The 15,358-nt window shown below is 40.2% G+C and carries 9 protein-coding genes; 3 read left to right on the top strand and 6 right to left on the bottom strand.

Annotated features, from left to right (window positions below; all coding sequences use genetic code 11):
• Positions 1-96 precede the first annotated feature (96 nt).
• From BM161_RS10155 to BM161_RS10135, 5 genes are all read right to left on the bottom strand, one after another.
• On the bottom strand, positions 97-5,832 hold the full coding sequence (locus BM161_RS10155; protein ID WP_143090540.1) for a hypothetical protein: 5,736 nt from the start codon (positions 5,830-5,832) through the stop codon (positions 97-99).
• A gap of 127 nt (positions 5,833-5,959) precedes the next feature.
• Positions 5,960-7,333 (bottom strand): TraB/TrbI/VirB10 family type IV secretion system protein, encoded by a 1,374-nt coding sequence (locus BM161_RS10150; protein ID WP_074932393.1) that lies wholly within the window; start codon positions 7,331-7,333, stop codon positions 5,960-5,962.
• Complete coding sequence (locus BM161_RS10145; RefSeq protein ID WP_074932392.1) at positions 7,330-8,370, bottom strand: TrbG/VirB9 family P-type conjugative transfer protein; 1,041 nt, start codon at positions 8,368-8,370, stop codon at positions 7,330-7,332. The genes BM161_RS10150 and BM161_RS10145 overlap by 4 nt, the downstream gene beginning before the upstream one ends.
• A 15-nt stretch (positions 8,371-8,385) precedes the next feature.
• The gene (locus tag BM161_RS10140; RefSeq protein ID WP_074932390.1) at positions 8,386-9,090 is read right to left on the bottom strand and encodes a VirB8 family type IV secretion system protein; all 705 of its coding nucleotides are present in this window, start codon (positions 9,088-9,090) and stop codon (positions 8,386-8,388) included.
• 216 nt (positions 9,091-9,306) lie between these two features.
• Positions 9,307-10,473 (bottom strand): relaxase/mobilization nuclease domain-containing protein, encoded by a 1,167-nt coding sequence (locus BM161_RS10135; protein WP_074932388.1) that lies wholly within the window; start codon positions 10,471-10,473, stop codon positions 9,307-9,309.
• Positions 10,474-10,816: 343 nt separating this feature from the next.
• On the opposite strand from BM161_RS10135, the gene BM161_RS10125 reads away from it, so the two are divergent.
• Both BM161_RS10125 and BM161_RS14395 read left to right on the top strand, forming a co-directional pair.
• On the top strand, positions 10,817-12,589 hold the full coding sequence (locus BM161_RS10125; protein ID WP_074932385.1) for a DNA topoisomerase: 1,773 nt from the start codon (positions 10,817-10,819) through the stop codon (positions 12,587-12,589).
• Complete coding sequence (locus BM161_RS14395) at positions 12,582-12,746, top strand: hypothetical protein (protein ID WP_177206233.1); 165 nt, start codon at positions 12,582-12,584, stop codon at positions 12,744-12,746. The genes BM161_RS10125 and BM161_RS14395 overlap by 8 nt, the downstream gene beginning before the upstream one ends.
• A 5-nt stretch (positions 12,747-12,751) precedes the next feature.
• Here the strand turns inward: BM161_RS14395 and BM161_RS10120 are convergent, their stop codons facing one another.
• Positions 12,752-14,200 carry a hypothetical protein gene (locus BM161_RS10120; protein WP_074932383.1) on the bottom strand — a complete coding sequence of 483 codons (1,449 nt, stop codon included), beginning with the start codon at positions 14,198-14,200 and terminating at the stop codon, positions 12,752-12,754.
• A 626-nt stretch (positions 14,201-14,826) separates the two neighbouring features.
• Between BM161_RS10120 and BM161_RS10115 the strand changes: the two genes are divergently transcribed.
• Entirely contained in the window at positions 14,827-15,276 is a 450-nt protein-coding gene (locus BM161_RS10115; protein ID WP_074932381.1) for a flavodoxin family protein, read from the top strand.
• Positions 15,277-15,358 lie beyond the last annotated feature (82 nt).

Below are 15,358 nucleotides of genomic sequence, written 5' to 3'. Positions count from 1 at the left end.
CCCCCTGTCTCAAATAGTGGTGCAGGGGTAAAAATAAACTTAAGAAAAAGAACCCGGCGTCTGCGCCGGGCTCCCCACTAAATTGAACTTTACTAACTATCTAGTCGTACAAGCACTATTTCGTGTTTCCAGATAAATAGGGTAGTACTTCTTTGTTGAACTTCCGTTATGAGTGAAAGTTACCACCAGCACATCTGCCTGCTCCGATTTTACTACCGCTGTATCAGGGGTAACGTCATAGTAGGTAGCAGAAATATGGTCTGTATCAATCTCCCCATAGTTATGGTACAAGTGGGAAGTACAGTCACCGCCCATCTGAACGTGGAACGAAGGAATGTAATACCATGCGCAGTTCTGGAATTCTTCGACAGACATACATTTTCCATCCAGGCTTGTATCTCGTACCCGGCCCCAGTCACTGTTATGGCCTGTTTTATTCGCCTTTGTAACTGTGCGGCTGCTTTCATGGATCAAGCCACTGTTGAATTCATATACATTTGAAGATGTAGGTCCATTTCTAAGAACCCACCAGCCAATTCTGTTGTAGTGGTCTTGCGTCAATCCCGGATACCAGTAACAGTCTTGCCCTGTAGAACTATAGAAATCACTCATCTTAATCGGAGTTCCGTCCGGATATGAACTGCTGCCTTTATAGGTCGGCTTATAGCCTGTCGAAATCTTATACGCCGGAACCTTACTGTCACTGTTGTGACTTAGAATAAACTGACCAGTTGTAGCGCCATTAGAAAGGCTTATGCTTCCGTTCTTCTTTGTTTGAAGGGCTGCCGTTATGGTAAGATCATTCATCTTTTTCTGGGCAACATCAAACTTGAAGGTCATTATTTCGCCGTCACCGAGGGTAATTGCATCATTTGCAAACTTTGACCAGTAGGCGGTCTTTGTATTGTCTGCATATGAAACATCACTCTGCTTTGTGTAGCTAACGGTCAGTGAATCGTAATAGAACTTTCCGGTAATGGTGTAGATTCCGATTTCCTCATTGTTGTTATTCGGGTTCTTTGCCTTAAGTATGATAGAATCCGTACCTTCTGAATAAGGTATAATCTTGATTTTGCCGTTTCCTTTTCCGTCGTTTGAATTAATGAATTCACAAAGGCCGTTTCCGTTTACTTCGATTGTGGCATCGGTAGGGCTTACAGAATATTCAATAGTGTAGGTTGAATCAGGACTTCCTGTAACGCGTGTTGAATCAACTGTAAACTCATAGTCCCAGGCAACCTTTACAGTACACTGTGCTTTTGCCGAACCGTTTGTTACACAGGCAAGAGTTCCAGTACCTTCTTTTATACCGGTGATTTCAACATAACCAACACCTTCCGTATTACAGCCAAGATCATGATATTCAAAGTAATCATCTTCCTGTGACATTGTCCAGGTGAGCACTGCATCTGGTGGACTCACTGTGTACATTACAGTCTTTGAATGGAAGGGCTGCACCTTCTTACTTGATGTCTCAAAAGTAAGGCTCTTTCCTGCTTCAACTACAACCGTACACTTTGCAACCTTCTGAGAATCTGGTAACTGAGCCATTACTGTTGTTTCGCCAGTTCCAAGAGGGAAGAGGGTAACCGTCTGGCCTGTTCCCATGATGCGGATAATTTCATTGCCGTTTACTTTTTCTGAAGTCCAGATAAGATCATAATAATCAGAATTGCTTTCGGCATTTTCGATATTTGCTTTGAGCGTTGTGCCAGAGCTACCCTTTGTCAAAGTAAGGTAAGTCTTGTTAAGAGTAACAAGCTTTTCCGCACTTCCAGGAACTACTACATAGAACTGAAGGTCACTTGCTGCCTTTTCATGTGAGCAGGTAATCAACGCTTCTCCAGGTTTGTTTGCAGTAATGTAGATAGACTGTCCGGTTACACTTCCATCAGAAGAGATTCCTGTAATTGAGATTACATCAGTGTCGCTGGTTGTCCATTTAAGATTGTACTGGTCCGAGGTTGTAACGCCGTTTCCACTCAAGGTTGCACTTAATGTCTGACTCTTGCCTTTGTTCACAGTGAAGATAGTAGAGCTTGAGGTAATGTAAATAGTACTGGTTTCAGCCTCTTTTACATAAACGAGCATTTCACTTTCTGCCTGAGTAACACCTGTACTGGAAGCCACAAGCTTTGCACGAACCGTAGTAGTACCAGCCTTTACACCTGTAATCTGAGCAACGTTCTTGGTTCCGCTGATTGTACAGATATCTTTGTTGTCTACAGAATATTCAACGTGAGTTGTTACGCTCGTTGTTGGAACCTGCATGTTCTGGAAACTCACTGTTCCCTGAGTTAAACTTAAAGATGTCTGTGGGAAAGCAAAGCTTGAATACTCCTGAACATTTACAATTATCTGCTGGTCGTAAGCTGCCTTTGGATGGCTGATTGTAATGGTTGCAGTTCCCGTTTGCTTTGGTGTGATTGTACAAACATTGGCTGCATACTGGAAATCAATTACATCATAGACATCGAGGCTCCAGTTAAAGTTGTATCTGTCTGTGGTGGTTCCGTTTACCAAAGTTGCGGTAACTGTCTGCGCACTTGCATTTGGCTTTATTGTCATGATTGATGAAGGCACAGTGATGTAGCATTCGCTTTCTGTCACTTTATCACAGACAACAAGAATCTGAGCTGTGTAAGCAGATTTAGGATGGCTTACAGTAACATAAGTCTGGCCTGCTTCCAAAGCACGAATCTTTCCAACTTCATTCTGGCCGTAGACTGCACAAATTGAAGAATCCTTTACCGACCATACAAAATCAGAATAATCATCCTCTGTACCGCCAACTAAATCTGCTGTAATTGAGGTAAAAGCAGAGCTTACATTCAAGGTCAAAACTGAAGATGAAAGCTGAATGTATGGATTTGAACTTGCGGCAATCGGATCTACACACTGTGCAATGATTGTAAGCGAATACTGGCAGACCTTGTTTGTTACTGTGATTAATGCAGTACCAATTCCATTGCCTGTGAGGACAGCTGTTGCTCCGGCTCCATTTACATCCACAATTGCCGGATTGCTTGAAAGCCAGGTATAACCATCAACGATGGTAGACGATGCATTCTTTACAGAAACCGAGATGGACTTTGTATTTCCTTCACCAACAGCCACTACATTTGAGCTTGTGGTAAGGTAAACATAGCCTGCAAGTTCTTCTGCGCTGTTTCCAACTACAATCAAAACCTTCTTTGAGATTTCTGTAGCGGTATGAGTAATAGTTACCTGTGCCTGGCCTGAGCTAACCGGTTTAATGTAAGCAATGCCAGTTGGAGTCTGCGCAGTGATTTCTGCAACCGAAGTGTCATCAATATTAAAACTGAATCCTCCTGTCTCTGTTCCTTCATAATTTACGAGAACAGCTTGCAGACTCTGAGTTGCTCCTCCCTTTAAGAAGGTCATTACATCGTTGGCAGAAATATAAACTACCGGGTCTGTTTCAGGAATTATATATTCTGAACCAACACGTACATAGATTTTAAGCGTATTCTGACTGTCTTTATGATAAACATTGATTACGCTTTCGCCTTCTGCAACTGCAGTAAGAGTTGCACTAGTTCCGTTTCCGATTACTGTTGCAACAGAAGTATCTGAGCTTGTCCAGGTGATATTCTGGTATTCTGAACTCTTAAGGTTTACAGCGGTTATGTTAATCAGTTTGTTTTGACCCGAAGTTCCCAGAGTTACAACATTCTGGTTTGTAGTAAAATAGATTTCAGGTTCAAGGTTTACTGTTCCCTTAGGATAAACCGTAATATTGAATGTGCAGCTTGAGTCTTCAATAGAAGCGGTAAGGGTAGTGGAACCACTCTTAAGTCCTGTAAGCTTACAAGCCAGCGGATTAAAGCTTGACTTTTCAATTGAGATGATAGACGGATCTTTTACAGTCCAGTTCATTTTGGAAAAATCATAATCCTCTTCAAATCCTGCAGTGTTTACATAACAGGTTACTGTGCTTCCATTCTCGATATTGTAGTAAGTCTTATCAGAATAAAGAGCTTTCATTGCGTTCAAGGTTTCTGCATCATCTGCAGTCATTACCAGAACAGTTTTATCAGCATCTGCTTTTGGATGGCTAATTGTGATATATGACATTGTGCAGCCAGTTTCCAACGCTGGGGCTGTAATGTTTGCAACGTTTCCATTAGCGGCAATAGTCAGATATTCTGTATCGCATTCCCACTTAATATTGGCGTCATCACCTGCATCCTTTGAGTCTCCTTTCAGTTCGACTCTATATTCCTGACTATCTCCATTAAGAAGCTTTAAAAGTCCGCTTCCATTGAAATAAAGAGGTTCTTCAAGAACTGCATCTTTGCTCAATACTTTTACAAGAATCTCTGTAGGGTAAACAATCTTTGGATGAGTAATTGTGATTACGGCAGTACCTTCACAAAGTGGTTCCATAAAGGCAGAGCCATAAGAGTAGGTTGCGGCAGCTGCACGAGAAGTGTGGAAAACACTTCCTGTTGCAGTTTCAAGGTCGATTACCTTTGCAGTACTTCCATCAGCTGCTGTGCTTTTTACACTCCACTGGAAATTCGCCTCATCTCCCTCAAGACCACCTTTCAAACTGATATTGATAGTCTGACCATCTGCTCCAACCTTTGTACGGATATAGTTCTGACTAGTTGTTACATAGCAGGAAGCATCTACTGCGTCCTTAAGCTGGCCGTTTACAATCAAAAGAACCTCGCGACTATAGGCTGCTTTTTCATGAGAGATGATCAGTTTGCAGGAACCATTTGCCAGACCTTTTACAGTTACCTGATTTCCAACTGAGTTTACAATTTCAGCAACATTGAAATCATCAAGAAGATATGTGAAGCCATCTATGTTATAGCTGCCTTCAAGATTTATCAGCTTGTTTGTGATGGTCTGCTCGGTACTACCTGTAAGAGTTACTACTGTAGAATCAGGTTCAATGTAAACATTCTTTACAACTGTAATAACCCGGCAAAGAATATCCAGAGGATATGCAGCATCCGGATGAGTTACGCGGATTGTACAGCTTCCTCCTTGCTTTGGAGTTATTACTGCGCGGTTTGCATTTGTGCTGAGTGCTACTGGAGTTCCGCCACCTTCTTCTTCAAGGATTTCCCATTTAAATTGAGTATCCTGACTAGAATCTTTACCATTAACCAGTGAGACTGCTATTGTCTGCTCAGCATCTTCCAGATTCATAGTAACGATATTGTTAGAAGTAGTGATGTAGCTTACATTCGTAGAATCTGCAAAAACATAAACTCCCATGTAATAAGGGTAGGTTGCTTTGCTATGAGTAATCTTAATTCTTGCATAACCAGAATCCTTAGCAGTGATAATACAATACTGACCGGTAGGTTGAATTGTTGCAACCGAAGAATTGTCTATTGTCCAGCTATAGCCGTCAATGTCTGCAGCATCACCACCATAAAGCGAAACAAAAACCTTTTCACTTACGCCAGGGCTTGTCTGCAAAATTGAATAGTTCGAGTAGATATAAGGCTCTGTTATTACTTCATAGTCTTCGGTGTAACCCGACACTTTTATAAGACAGCTTGCATCGTATCCACCATAGGAACACTTCAAGGTTGTCTGTCCTTCTGCAAGTCCTTTAATTGTGACACCCCAGTTAGAACTGGTATCGCATTCAATGATGGATTTGTCATAACTCCAGTTCAGGGTTATATCCTTCTGAACTGTATTTGGTTTTACAGAAAGCGAAATATATTCCATAGCACCTACCTGCGTAGACAAGCTTGTCTTTGCGAGGGTAAGAGCATCTATGGAAATCGAATTATCAGTATGCTCCTCGAAGCTTGAAAAAAAGCTACACGAAAGAAACATACTTGTTAGAAGAAAAAGTAGGGTAGTAAACCCAATAATTTTGTTTTTCAAATTCTTAGTACTCCTCTTTAGGTCATCTGAGCCTGATGACCAGCTGGTTATTTGTGACTAACGGCTCATTGTCACCTTATCTGGAACGTACATACTTTTCTGTTGCTTTGTTCACTTCTACTGGGGGCAGTTCCATAGGAGTGTTTGTAATCAACTTAATTTCTGTACCTTCTTTAATTCTGATAGTTGGCTTTATATCTAAAGCCCTGTCTACAATTTTGTTTCCAAGCTTTGTGGTTTCCGAATATACATCTGTCATTGCATTCTGAAGATATTGATTTTTCTGACTGTTAATGTCATTTGTAACTTCAGTTTGAATGATGCTGTAAACGGCAACCATTCCAAGTGCTTTAAGCGTTTCAAAAGGATGGTTTGAAACCGACCCTTTATAGCCGCTTGCTCCTTGTGCATTAACTCCGTTCATGTTTCCAAGCTGAACCCGATAATTATCAGGTCTTATTAAAAGATTCCATGCAACCTGTACCTGCTTCTGTCCATAAGTGATAGAAGAATTGTAAGTTGCCATAAGGAGCGAACCTTCTGGAATTAGTAGATAAGAATGATCCTGACTCGAATAAACATTCTCGGTTACACGGGCAATTACAACGCCTGGATTATCTGTGTTAATGGCAGTAACAAGTGCGCCGGAAATAATTGTTCCATCCCACAAGCTGGCCTTACTTAAGTAAGTGCCGTTACCTCCGCTTCCGCTCATAGAATTGAAGAAGCTTTCTTTAGTTCCGGCATCAGAAGAAATTCCTGCACCGAATCCCGACGTGGTGGTTGAGCCTGTCGAAACCACACCTCCATATAACTGATTCTGTAGCTTCTGTGTCTGCTCCATCTGCTGAGCGATGAACTCTTCTTTAGACATTCTTTGACCATAAGCGTTAGATCCATACTTTCCACTCATAATCTGATTCACAAGATTTTGCCCCTGGCCTTGGCCGGAGAAATCCAGTGCAGCAAGTCCTTCAATTTTTCTTGGACTTTTAGAGCCCTTTGTATCAGGCCTGTCGGAGCGGTAAGAAGTGCTGCTACTTCCAACAGAGGAAACCGGTGCTTTACCAACTTCATCTTGAACTGGCAACTGGAACTCTGCAGGCAGAGCCTCAATTGCTTCTGTAATATCTTCAACCTTCTTTTCAACCGCATCTGCTGCTTCATCAAAATTTCCAGATGAAAAATCTACGGCAGATTTATCCTTGAATTCGATTATGGTTTTAGTACCAGCTTTATCGAGTTCTTCTGCTTTCTTTTTCTTATTCTTTTTTCCTCCTGCACTTACTGCAATAAAAGCAATCAGAAAAATCACAAGCAGCCCAATTACGATTAAACCAATGATATTTCCAACGTTCACTTCACGGGCTTCGTTTTCTTCTTCTGGTGGTGGAAGCTCCTCTTCGGCTTCTGCATCGAGGAGAGCTTCGTTTTCTAATTCCTCAGTCACTGTCTGGTCTCCTCTTGCTTACTTGCTTTTGTTACCTGCTTTTCAATCTGTACCTTCTCCTTTCCAAGACGAAGAGTGACCTTGTTGATAAGACGAGGAATAACAAACACATTTTTATGAATGCTGTAATTCACAATTTCATTTTTCTCGTTAAACAAAACTGGAAGCTTTTTCTGAAGAACGATATCCTGCACCTGAATATAAGTGCACTGTCCATCATCATAAATACGGGTAGGGAGGAAGTCAGGTTTTTTGAAGCGTGAATATTTGATTTTATAATCAAAGCTCAAAAGCTCTGGATTCGAAGTTCTCAAGAAATCATTTTCGATTGCTCGCCCATTATCGCTATCTGTCTTCTTTGCCCATACGTTTTTCTCAAGCGGATAAGTAAACTTTACAATTGCCATGTGAGTATCAGAAAAAGATTTAAGTCTAAAGCGATAGACTCTACGGTCTGTAATTATGATTAGACTTGAATCCTGTTTTGAATAAGTTGGTTTAACAAAGAGATGCTGAATATCTGCGCCTGTTGCCGGGTCTCTTGCAACACCTGCAGTAAGCTCCCACACAGTTTCATCTTCAGAAAGCAGGGGAGTACCGATTACAACTTCACCTGTCTGAAGAACAATATCTGTCAGATGATAAGGCTGTGCATAAATTTCATAAACCAGATTTTCGTTGTACTGATAAAAGAAGGTTCCGTTTCTGTAGTTTTCAGGTTTGATGGTTGCCCGCTCCTGACTGTCTTTTACAGCTTCGATTCCGGAAAGCTTCTTAATATCATTTTCAGATTCTCTAACTTCTGGCACATAAACCGGACGATCAACATATACGACTGTGTTTTCTACATCCTGAACCTTTAGTTCTTCTTGAATCAAAATATTGTTTTCATCGTTTTCATTTTGCTGAAGCTCTTCTTCAAGACTTGGAGCAGTTGATTCCGAAATAAAAGCATTTGGAACTTCAAGATTTTGTGTGGTTGAACATGCAGCAAAAAGCGTTGCCGCAAGAGGTATAAAGCAAAGTGTTTTTTTCATGTGTTACTCCTGATGCTATTTTGTATTGATTGCTTTAGTGTCGATTGGCTTCATATCAAAAGCAGTGATATAGATTCCAAGCGGATTGTCTTTAATATCTTCTTCTGAAGGCTGAAGCATTTTTACTGTGATGACAGCTCTAAAAGATTCATTGCTCATTAGCTGTCCCGAAAGCTGGCGGGTTACAATCTGATAATCTACCTGATAGGTGTCGCTGGAAACTTTCAGCGGTTCTGTCTGAAAAAGAACTTCTTTTGTTCGTGAGCCAAAATCCTTAAAAGGATTATCTTCTCTTACCAAAGTCGAATACTTGGAAGCGGTCGTTGAAGTGAGAAGATGATAGGTTTTGTTTACAGATTTTTTCATTACGGCTTTATCAGTAGAAAGCGTGTTCATAAGATTTACGAACTCTTTTACCTGAGCCTGAACCGCAACTTCCGGTACATTGAAGTTCTGATAGTTCTTTCTTGAAACAGAACCGATATACTGAGTTTCTCCAAAATCATTCATGGTCACAAGAACAGGAATTGAATCTGGCTGCGCTACAGCATAGATACAGATGCCGATTGAAAGAAAAAAGGAAAGCACAGCTGCTACAACCACGAACTTTAAAATACGGTTTTCATTGATAATTTGACCGCAGATAAAATCAAAGTGCTGGAGCTGTGGATTAAAAGGTGTATCGTTGGTTCCTTTGGGATAGTAATTCTTGGAACTCAATTTTTCGTACTCCCCGGGCAGGCAAGTACTGTATACAGAATACCGCCAATCGGCGGATTAAGTCAATAAGTTTCTAAATGTACATTATAAAATAATAGAGTGTAGATTAAAAAAGTGACGATTTAGACAAAAAAATGCGGTGGTTGAGCCTGTCGAAACCTCTGCAACCACCGTACTATATGTATATACAATGTCTATACAAACAATAGACACAGACTATCTGGTTAAAGAATAATCTCTATTTTTATTATCGACAATTCTTATGTCTTTATTAGAGATATTTCGGTTCGTACCGCCAGCTGCATGTTCAATGCGTACAGTCCTTCCTTCCAGATGCTGCTTATGAAGCTGATAGACTGGAATATAGATTCTTTCATTTTCCTTTCGGATAATGATGGCATCATTCCAGCTTTCATCTCTATCGAAATTTATTACCTTATCAACCTTGCCGGTTATAGTTCCGCCTTCAAAAAGTCTGAGTGGTAAATCTGATTTTAAATACTCTTCCAGGTACAGATTGTAACGTCCGGTAGCCTTCAAAACCTCTTCAAAATCAGGATTAAGAGAGTAGAATAGGCCATCCTTAGTTGCGAGATTTATGGAATGCAAAAACTGAAGTCTTTGCACAATACTAGGCTGCAGGTTTTTTATAAAAATCTTTTCTGGCATTTCTTTCAGTTGCTCGTCGAATTCTGTCCACCTTTTTGCGAGAGGAAGCCTTGCTTTTGCATTCTCTATTTCTTCCTGCGTTCTTTCTCCCACCATATTTGTGATGATATTTGAGGTGATTTCTCGAATCGTGTTCTTAATCATATCTTTAGGGAAGCGAACACTTTTACCGTTCTTATCTTTTCCATTTACAACAATATGCAGATGATGATGGCCCGTATCTGTGTGAATTACACCTCGCCAGTAGAATTCATAGCCGGTCAGCTGTTCAATATGTTTAATAACCGCATTTGCCAGTAATTGTAAGTCTACCTTCTGGCTTTCCGGCGAAATAATCCATTTGAAGTGCAGGGGAACCATATTGTCCAAATACTCCTCTGGCGGAACTCCAAACATTTCTGCTTCTTCCGTAATTCCGGGTTTATCTTTTTGAGGCATATAATTCTTAATGTATTCTTTATGGCTTTTAAGAGTTTTTGCATAGGTGGTTGTAAAAAAGACTCTTTGCTTGCAGCAGTTTCCAAAGCTGTTGTAGTCAGTTATTCCTGATGAAAATCGTTCCGGAACGGCTTTACGACTTCGTCTTTTTAATAGTTTGTTCAAATAAGCCACATCATTTTTGCCATGGAAAGGCCGTTTCCAGTCATAAAGATGCGGGTCTCTTTCTGGATCTGATATTTTGGGATGGTCGAAAATTGATTTTAGATTTTGCATAGGTATTCCTGTTTTGGGCAGGCAGGAATTGCATTTCTGACTATATCAAAATCAAATTTGAGAATCAAGAAAAAAAACAGTGCCAAATGGCACTCCAAAAATTTGCTGAAAAAGTACATTTTTAACCTTTGTAAACATTTAGGGGGGCTGAATACACGCAAAGTCTGAAAATATAACGAATTATCCGGGCTTGTATGCAAACCTTTATCTTGCGGGATTAGGTCGGGCCGGCTTTTCTCCATTTTTGGCACAGTGCCAAATGGCACTCCCTCATTTTTATTGAGTTTTTTGCTGAAAAAACGTATTTTTAGAACATAGACTTCTGCCTGCCCGTAGGAGTTCTATGTTAATACTTACAGAAAAGCCAAGCGTGGCAAAAGACTTTGCTAAAGCTCTTGGCTGCACTTATTCAACAACCGAAAAATGCTTCAAAAAAGCTGATGGTTCGGTTTATATAGCCAATTGTGTTGGTCATCTTTTTGAACTGGATGAACCCGCTTCTTATAATCCGGAGTTCAAAAACTGGAAAAATCTCCCCATCGTTCCAGATCAGTTTCATTATCACGTTACTCCGTCTGTGAAGGATACGGCAAAAGCTGTCATCAACCTGTTAAAGAAGCATAAGTCTGATGAAATCCTGATTGCGACAGATGCCGACAGAGAAGGGGAAATAATCGCACGCGAATGCCTGAAAGCTGCCGGTATTACAGATACTTCAAAAATCAAAAGATTCTGGGTCTCTCAGGCCATGACCTCGGACGTGATTTTGGACGGAATTCAGAAAGCTAAAGCGTTAGCTGACTATGACCAGCTTGCCGACCAGGGCTTTGCTCGTCAGCATTCAGACTGGCTGGTGGGAATCAACGGTACCAGATTTATTACAAATAAGGTTGCTAATTTATTCACAGTAGGCAGGGTACAGACCTCTGTCTTGTCTGCAATTTCTGCCCGATGTTCTTCAATAGCGAATTTCAAAGCTGAAAAGTATTATGAAATTGCAGCCACTTTTGCAGTGCCAAATGGCACTCTTTTTCCCGGCCTTTTAGTAGATACTGCAGGAAAATCCCGCTTTAATGAGGCTGCTTTAGCCCCTAAATTGCAGCCATATCTGAATCAGCCTGCAAAATTGCTGAAATTGAAGTCTGAAAAGAAGGAAATCCTTCCGCCTCAGCTTTACAGTTTGAATGATTTACAGAAGGATGCCTTCCACTACTTCAATTATTCTGCAGAAATGACCTTATATCTGGTTCAGAATTTGTATGAAAACTACAAGTGTGTTTCCTATCCAAGAACACCATCCAAGGTTATGGGCAGTCAGAATGTTGAGCTTTGCAAGAATTTGTATCAGAAATTCCTCACTCAATACTTGGAATACTTTGTGCTTCATCCTTTTTACAAAATTGATGCCTCAAATAAGCGGATTTTTAATGATGCCCAGCTTGAAGCTCACCATGCCATAATTCCACTTGCAAAGATACCTGCTGGGGCTACGGGAGATGAAGAAAACATCTACAATCTGATTCTTGAACGTTTTATGCTGGCTTTTGCCCCAGCTCATGTGTATGAAAAGCAGATAGCAATGCTTAGTGTAGGTGATTCTCAGTTCAAAATTGAGGGGCGAAAGGTTTTAGATGAAGGCTGGCAGAAATTCCGCCGCTTTACAAGGCTTCTAAAAGAGGCTGATTCCGATGAAATTCAGCTTCTTGATAATATCGACTGGAATAATTTGACCTTGACTGCTGTAAAGTCTGTTCAGAAGACTACAAAACCGCCAAAGCACTTCAATGAGGCTTCGATTTTAGCCTTTATGGAAAATCCAAAAGGGGAGTCAGGCGATAAAAAACTGGTGGGGTTAGGAACTCCGGCTACCCGCCATACCTTTATTCCAAAGCTTTTGCGGTCAAAATACATCGAAGTCACCAACAAGAATATTCTTATTACCAAGAACGGTGAAAAACTGCTGCAGCTTATAGCAAAAACTCCGTTATCAGCCCTGGCAGATGTTGAAGAAACTACTCGTTGGGAAGAAAAGCTGGCCCAGAATCCAATCCTGTTTGAAGCAGATATCAAAAGCTATGTTCGAAAAGCCGTTTCCGGAGAGGTTTTACATGCCTAATCTGACTTTCCTTTATGAAGAAAATGGTTTTAAGGTCTCCAAACTGGAGGTTATGGGCAATCATTTCTTTGTGGTTCAGCATACAGCGACTGGTCGGCGATATATTCGCAGAACCTTATCGGCTGTAGATGCGATTATTCGCCAGATGGTGCTGTAAAAAAACTACTTTTCCAGTGCTGCCTTAAACTTTCTTCCCAGTTCAGAGTCTGCCCAGGTAAGTTCCCCATCTCTTACCTTCCTCATATACCTGCCCAGACTCTTATCCGGAAAGTTGTTGTAGGAAAAGAGGTTCAAGAATCGGGCCATTTGAGACCGTAGGTTAGAGTAATCATTTTTTTCAAAGCTGTACATCAAAAGATGATAGAGATAAACTGCCGTTTCCACGTCCAAAGCATTATCTTCGCGGATATCTCTTGTTATTTCCCAGGGATCCTGTTGGAGCGTGAGCATATCTACCAATAAGTCAGGGCGTAAATCATACAGAAGAACGGTGAATTTTTCTCTGAAGAAATCATCTTTAAGCAGCGTTTGAATACAGCGGATATTTCCGAGCGTACTGTGGCAGAATTTCTTTAGAAAAGCATCCACAACCCATTCGCTCTCGCCCTTATCCTTGGTATTAAAAAGTTTGTTTTTCTCAATTTTGACCTTCTCATACATGCAAGTCATTGCGGTAAGAAGCTCGCCGTAAAAAATGCCCAGATTATGAGTTGTTTTTTCCATATCATTCTTGGTTTCAAGGAAAATAATCTCTTCTCGGGTTAAACCGCTTCTCATAAAGTTCAATTTTTTGTAGATGCTCATAGGAACTACAAAAAGAGCCTCTTTATGGGGATTATTCAGGAAGGTATCTGGAGTGATAAAGTAGGAATACTCTTCCAGAAGCTCCGAAAGAAAGGGGTGAATAGCAGCAAAATATAGTCGTTCGGCTAAATCTTCGAATTTTACCTGCATTGCAGACCTTGAAATCCCTTCTGCTTTTGCCATAGAGAATTTGTAAAGAGGGTAGTTTTCGTAGAGATTGTTGAAATTCTCGGACAGTTCATCAGGAATGTAGTAGGTTTTGAGCATAGTCTGGACTTTGGTATCCAGATTTGAGTAAGTACGAGCAATAAAATGATTACAGCGGGAGTTTTCCAGGTCTGTGATTCTGGCTTTTATCTCCAGGAGGATGTCGATATAAGTACAGACAGCGTTTTTAGCAATCTGATACGACCTATCCTCTTTTGAAATCTTATTATTCTGTTTGATGCTTCTGGTGGTCTTGATGATTGAAGACACCATTTCATTGATATCTTTAGCCAGTTCAAGAATACTGATAAGATATTCTGCTGTTTTGAGCACTTTTAGGGCGTGAGAATAGGCCATGTTCCGAGTTCTGATGTACAAAGTAAGGTCTTCTGCTGCAAAGGAACGTACCTGATAGAGTTTACGCTGAGAAAGATTGTATTCTTCTGCGGAATTTGGCTTAAATTCTTCACCTTCAAAGGCAAAAGAAGTATTTCCGCTGTTTCTTTCTTCAGGCTTTAAATCGATTTGAATGTTTTTATAGCTGTTTTCGACATGGGACAAGCCAAGTCCCAAGAGTTTAATGCAATTCTCCTTTATCATTTTAGATTCCCCTCATTACCATTGTTTTGAAGCAGTACAGAACTCGGATAGTTCCGTCAGTATAATGCGGTACTGTGCCAAATAACGGCACTGTTATAAGGATTGGAATAAGATTTTCCCACGTAAAATATGACTTTTTAACCATTTTTTGCCCAAACACCCACGTAAAATATGACTTTTGCTGAAATCCTGCGGATGGTTGATTACTCAAAATTGCGTTTTGTATAGTGGTTTTTGCTATAAAATATTGACTGAATTGGGTACACTATATATAGCGTGGGTTTTTACTTGTTGTTGAGATTTCAAGAGGGAAGGGGGAGTGAAAATATCAGAATCCGGAGTTACTGGAAAAAAGAATCGCAAAATGCCGTTAATTGGCACTTTGGCATTGTATGATAGAGCTGTAAAGTAAAGCTGCCAGATGAAAGTTAGTCAGGACTGTTCAATAAGAATGAGAGGTGCTTTTTAAGAAAATCTTTCAGTCTTTCATTGAGGAGTTCTGAAAATTAAGGTAAAATAGGGCTATAAGACAGGGGTTTGGTAGACAGAATCCTATAATATATTAAGAAAATATCTTAAAATGTCTAATATATTATACTAATTAAATTGAAAAGGAGGGTTTTCAGATGAAAACAGCTATAGTATATGCCAGCGTGCACCATAAAAATACAGAAAAAGTGGTGAAAGCAATTGCGGAAAAACATCCGGAAATTGAGCTTATAGATGCTACAAAAACAATCTTAAAAGACCTCGCTTCTTATGATTTGATTGGTTTTGCATCCGGAATCTTCTACGGTAAGTTCCATAAGTCCTTGCTCAGCTTTATCACAGAAAATCTTCCTTTGCGCAAGAAAGTATTTGTAATGTACACTTGTGGTTCAGATCGTGCTGAAGCTTATCTCAAGGATATTAAAGACCTGATTAAGTCCAAGGAGTGTACGCTTACAGCTGCCTATTCCTGCCTGGCTTATGATACTTTTGGACCTTTTAAATTGCTTGGAGGAATTAATAAAGGGCATCCGAATGAAGCTGATTTGCAGAAAGCTGTAGACTTCTATGAAGGTTTGTGTAAATAATAACACTATATATAGTGTGGTAAAAAAAATAAAACACTATATATAGTGTATTTGCTACTGTCGATAATCTATCTTCTGTCTA

Origin of the sequence: Treponema bryantii (assembly GCF_900113965.1) — a bacterium.
GTDB lineage: Bacteria > Spirochaetota > Spirochaetia > Treponematales > Treponemataceae > Treponema_D > Treponema_D bryantii_A.
This window is presented reverse-complemented; position numbering and strand designations above follow the sequence as displayed.

Excerpts from the sequence above, each read along its gene's own strand:
- BM161_RS10155 (WP_143090540.1), bottom strand. The coding sequence starts at position 5,832 with ATGTTTCTTTCGTGTAGCTTTTTTTCAAGCTTCGAGGAGCATACTGAT.
- BM161_RS10145 (WP_074932392.1), bottom strand. The coding sequence starts at position 8,370 with ATGAAAAAAACACTTTGCTTTATACCTCTTGCGGCAACGCTTTTTGCT.
- BM161_RS10135 (WP_074932388.1), bottom strand. The coding sequence starts at position 10,473 with ATGCAAAATCTAAAATCAATTTTCGACCATCCCAAAATATCAGATCCA.
- BM161_RS10125 (WP_074932385.1), top strand. The coding sequence starts at position 10,817 with ATGTTAATACTTACAGAAAAGCCAAGCGTGGCAAAAGACTTTGCTAAA.
- BM161_RS14395 (WP_177206233.1), top strand. The coding sequence starts at position 12,582 with ATGCCTAATCTGACTTTCCTTTATGAAGAAAATGGTTTTAAGGTCTCC.
- BM161_RS10120 (WP_074932383.1), bottom strand. The coding sequence starts at position 14,200 with ATGATAAAGGAGAATTGCATTAAACTCTTGGGACTTGGCTTGTCCCAT.
- BM161_RS10115 (WP_074932381.1), top strand. The coding sequence starts at position 14,827 with ATGAAAACAGCTATAGTATATGCCAGCGTGCACCATAAAAATACAGAA.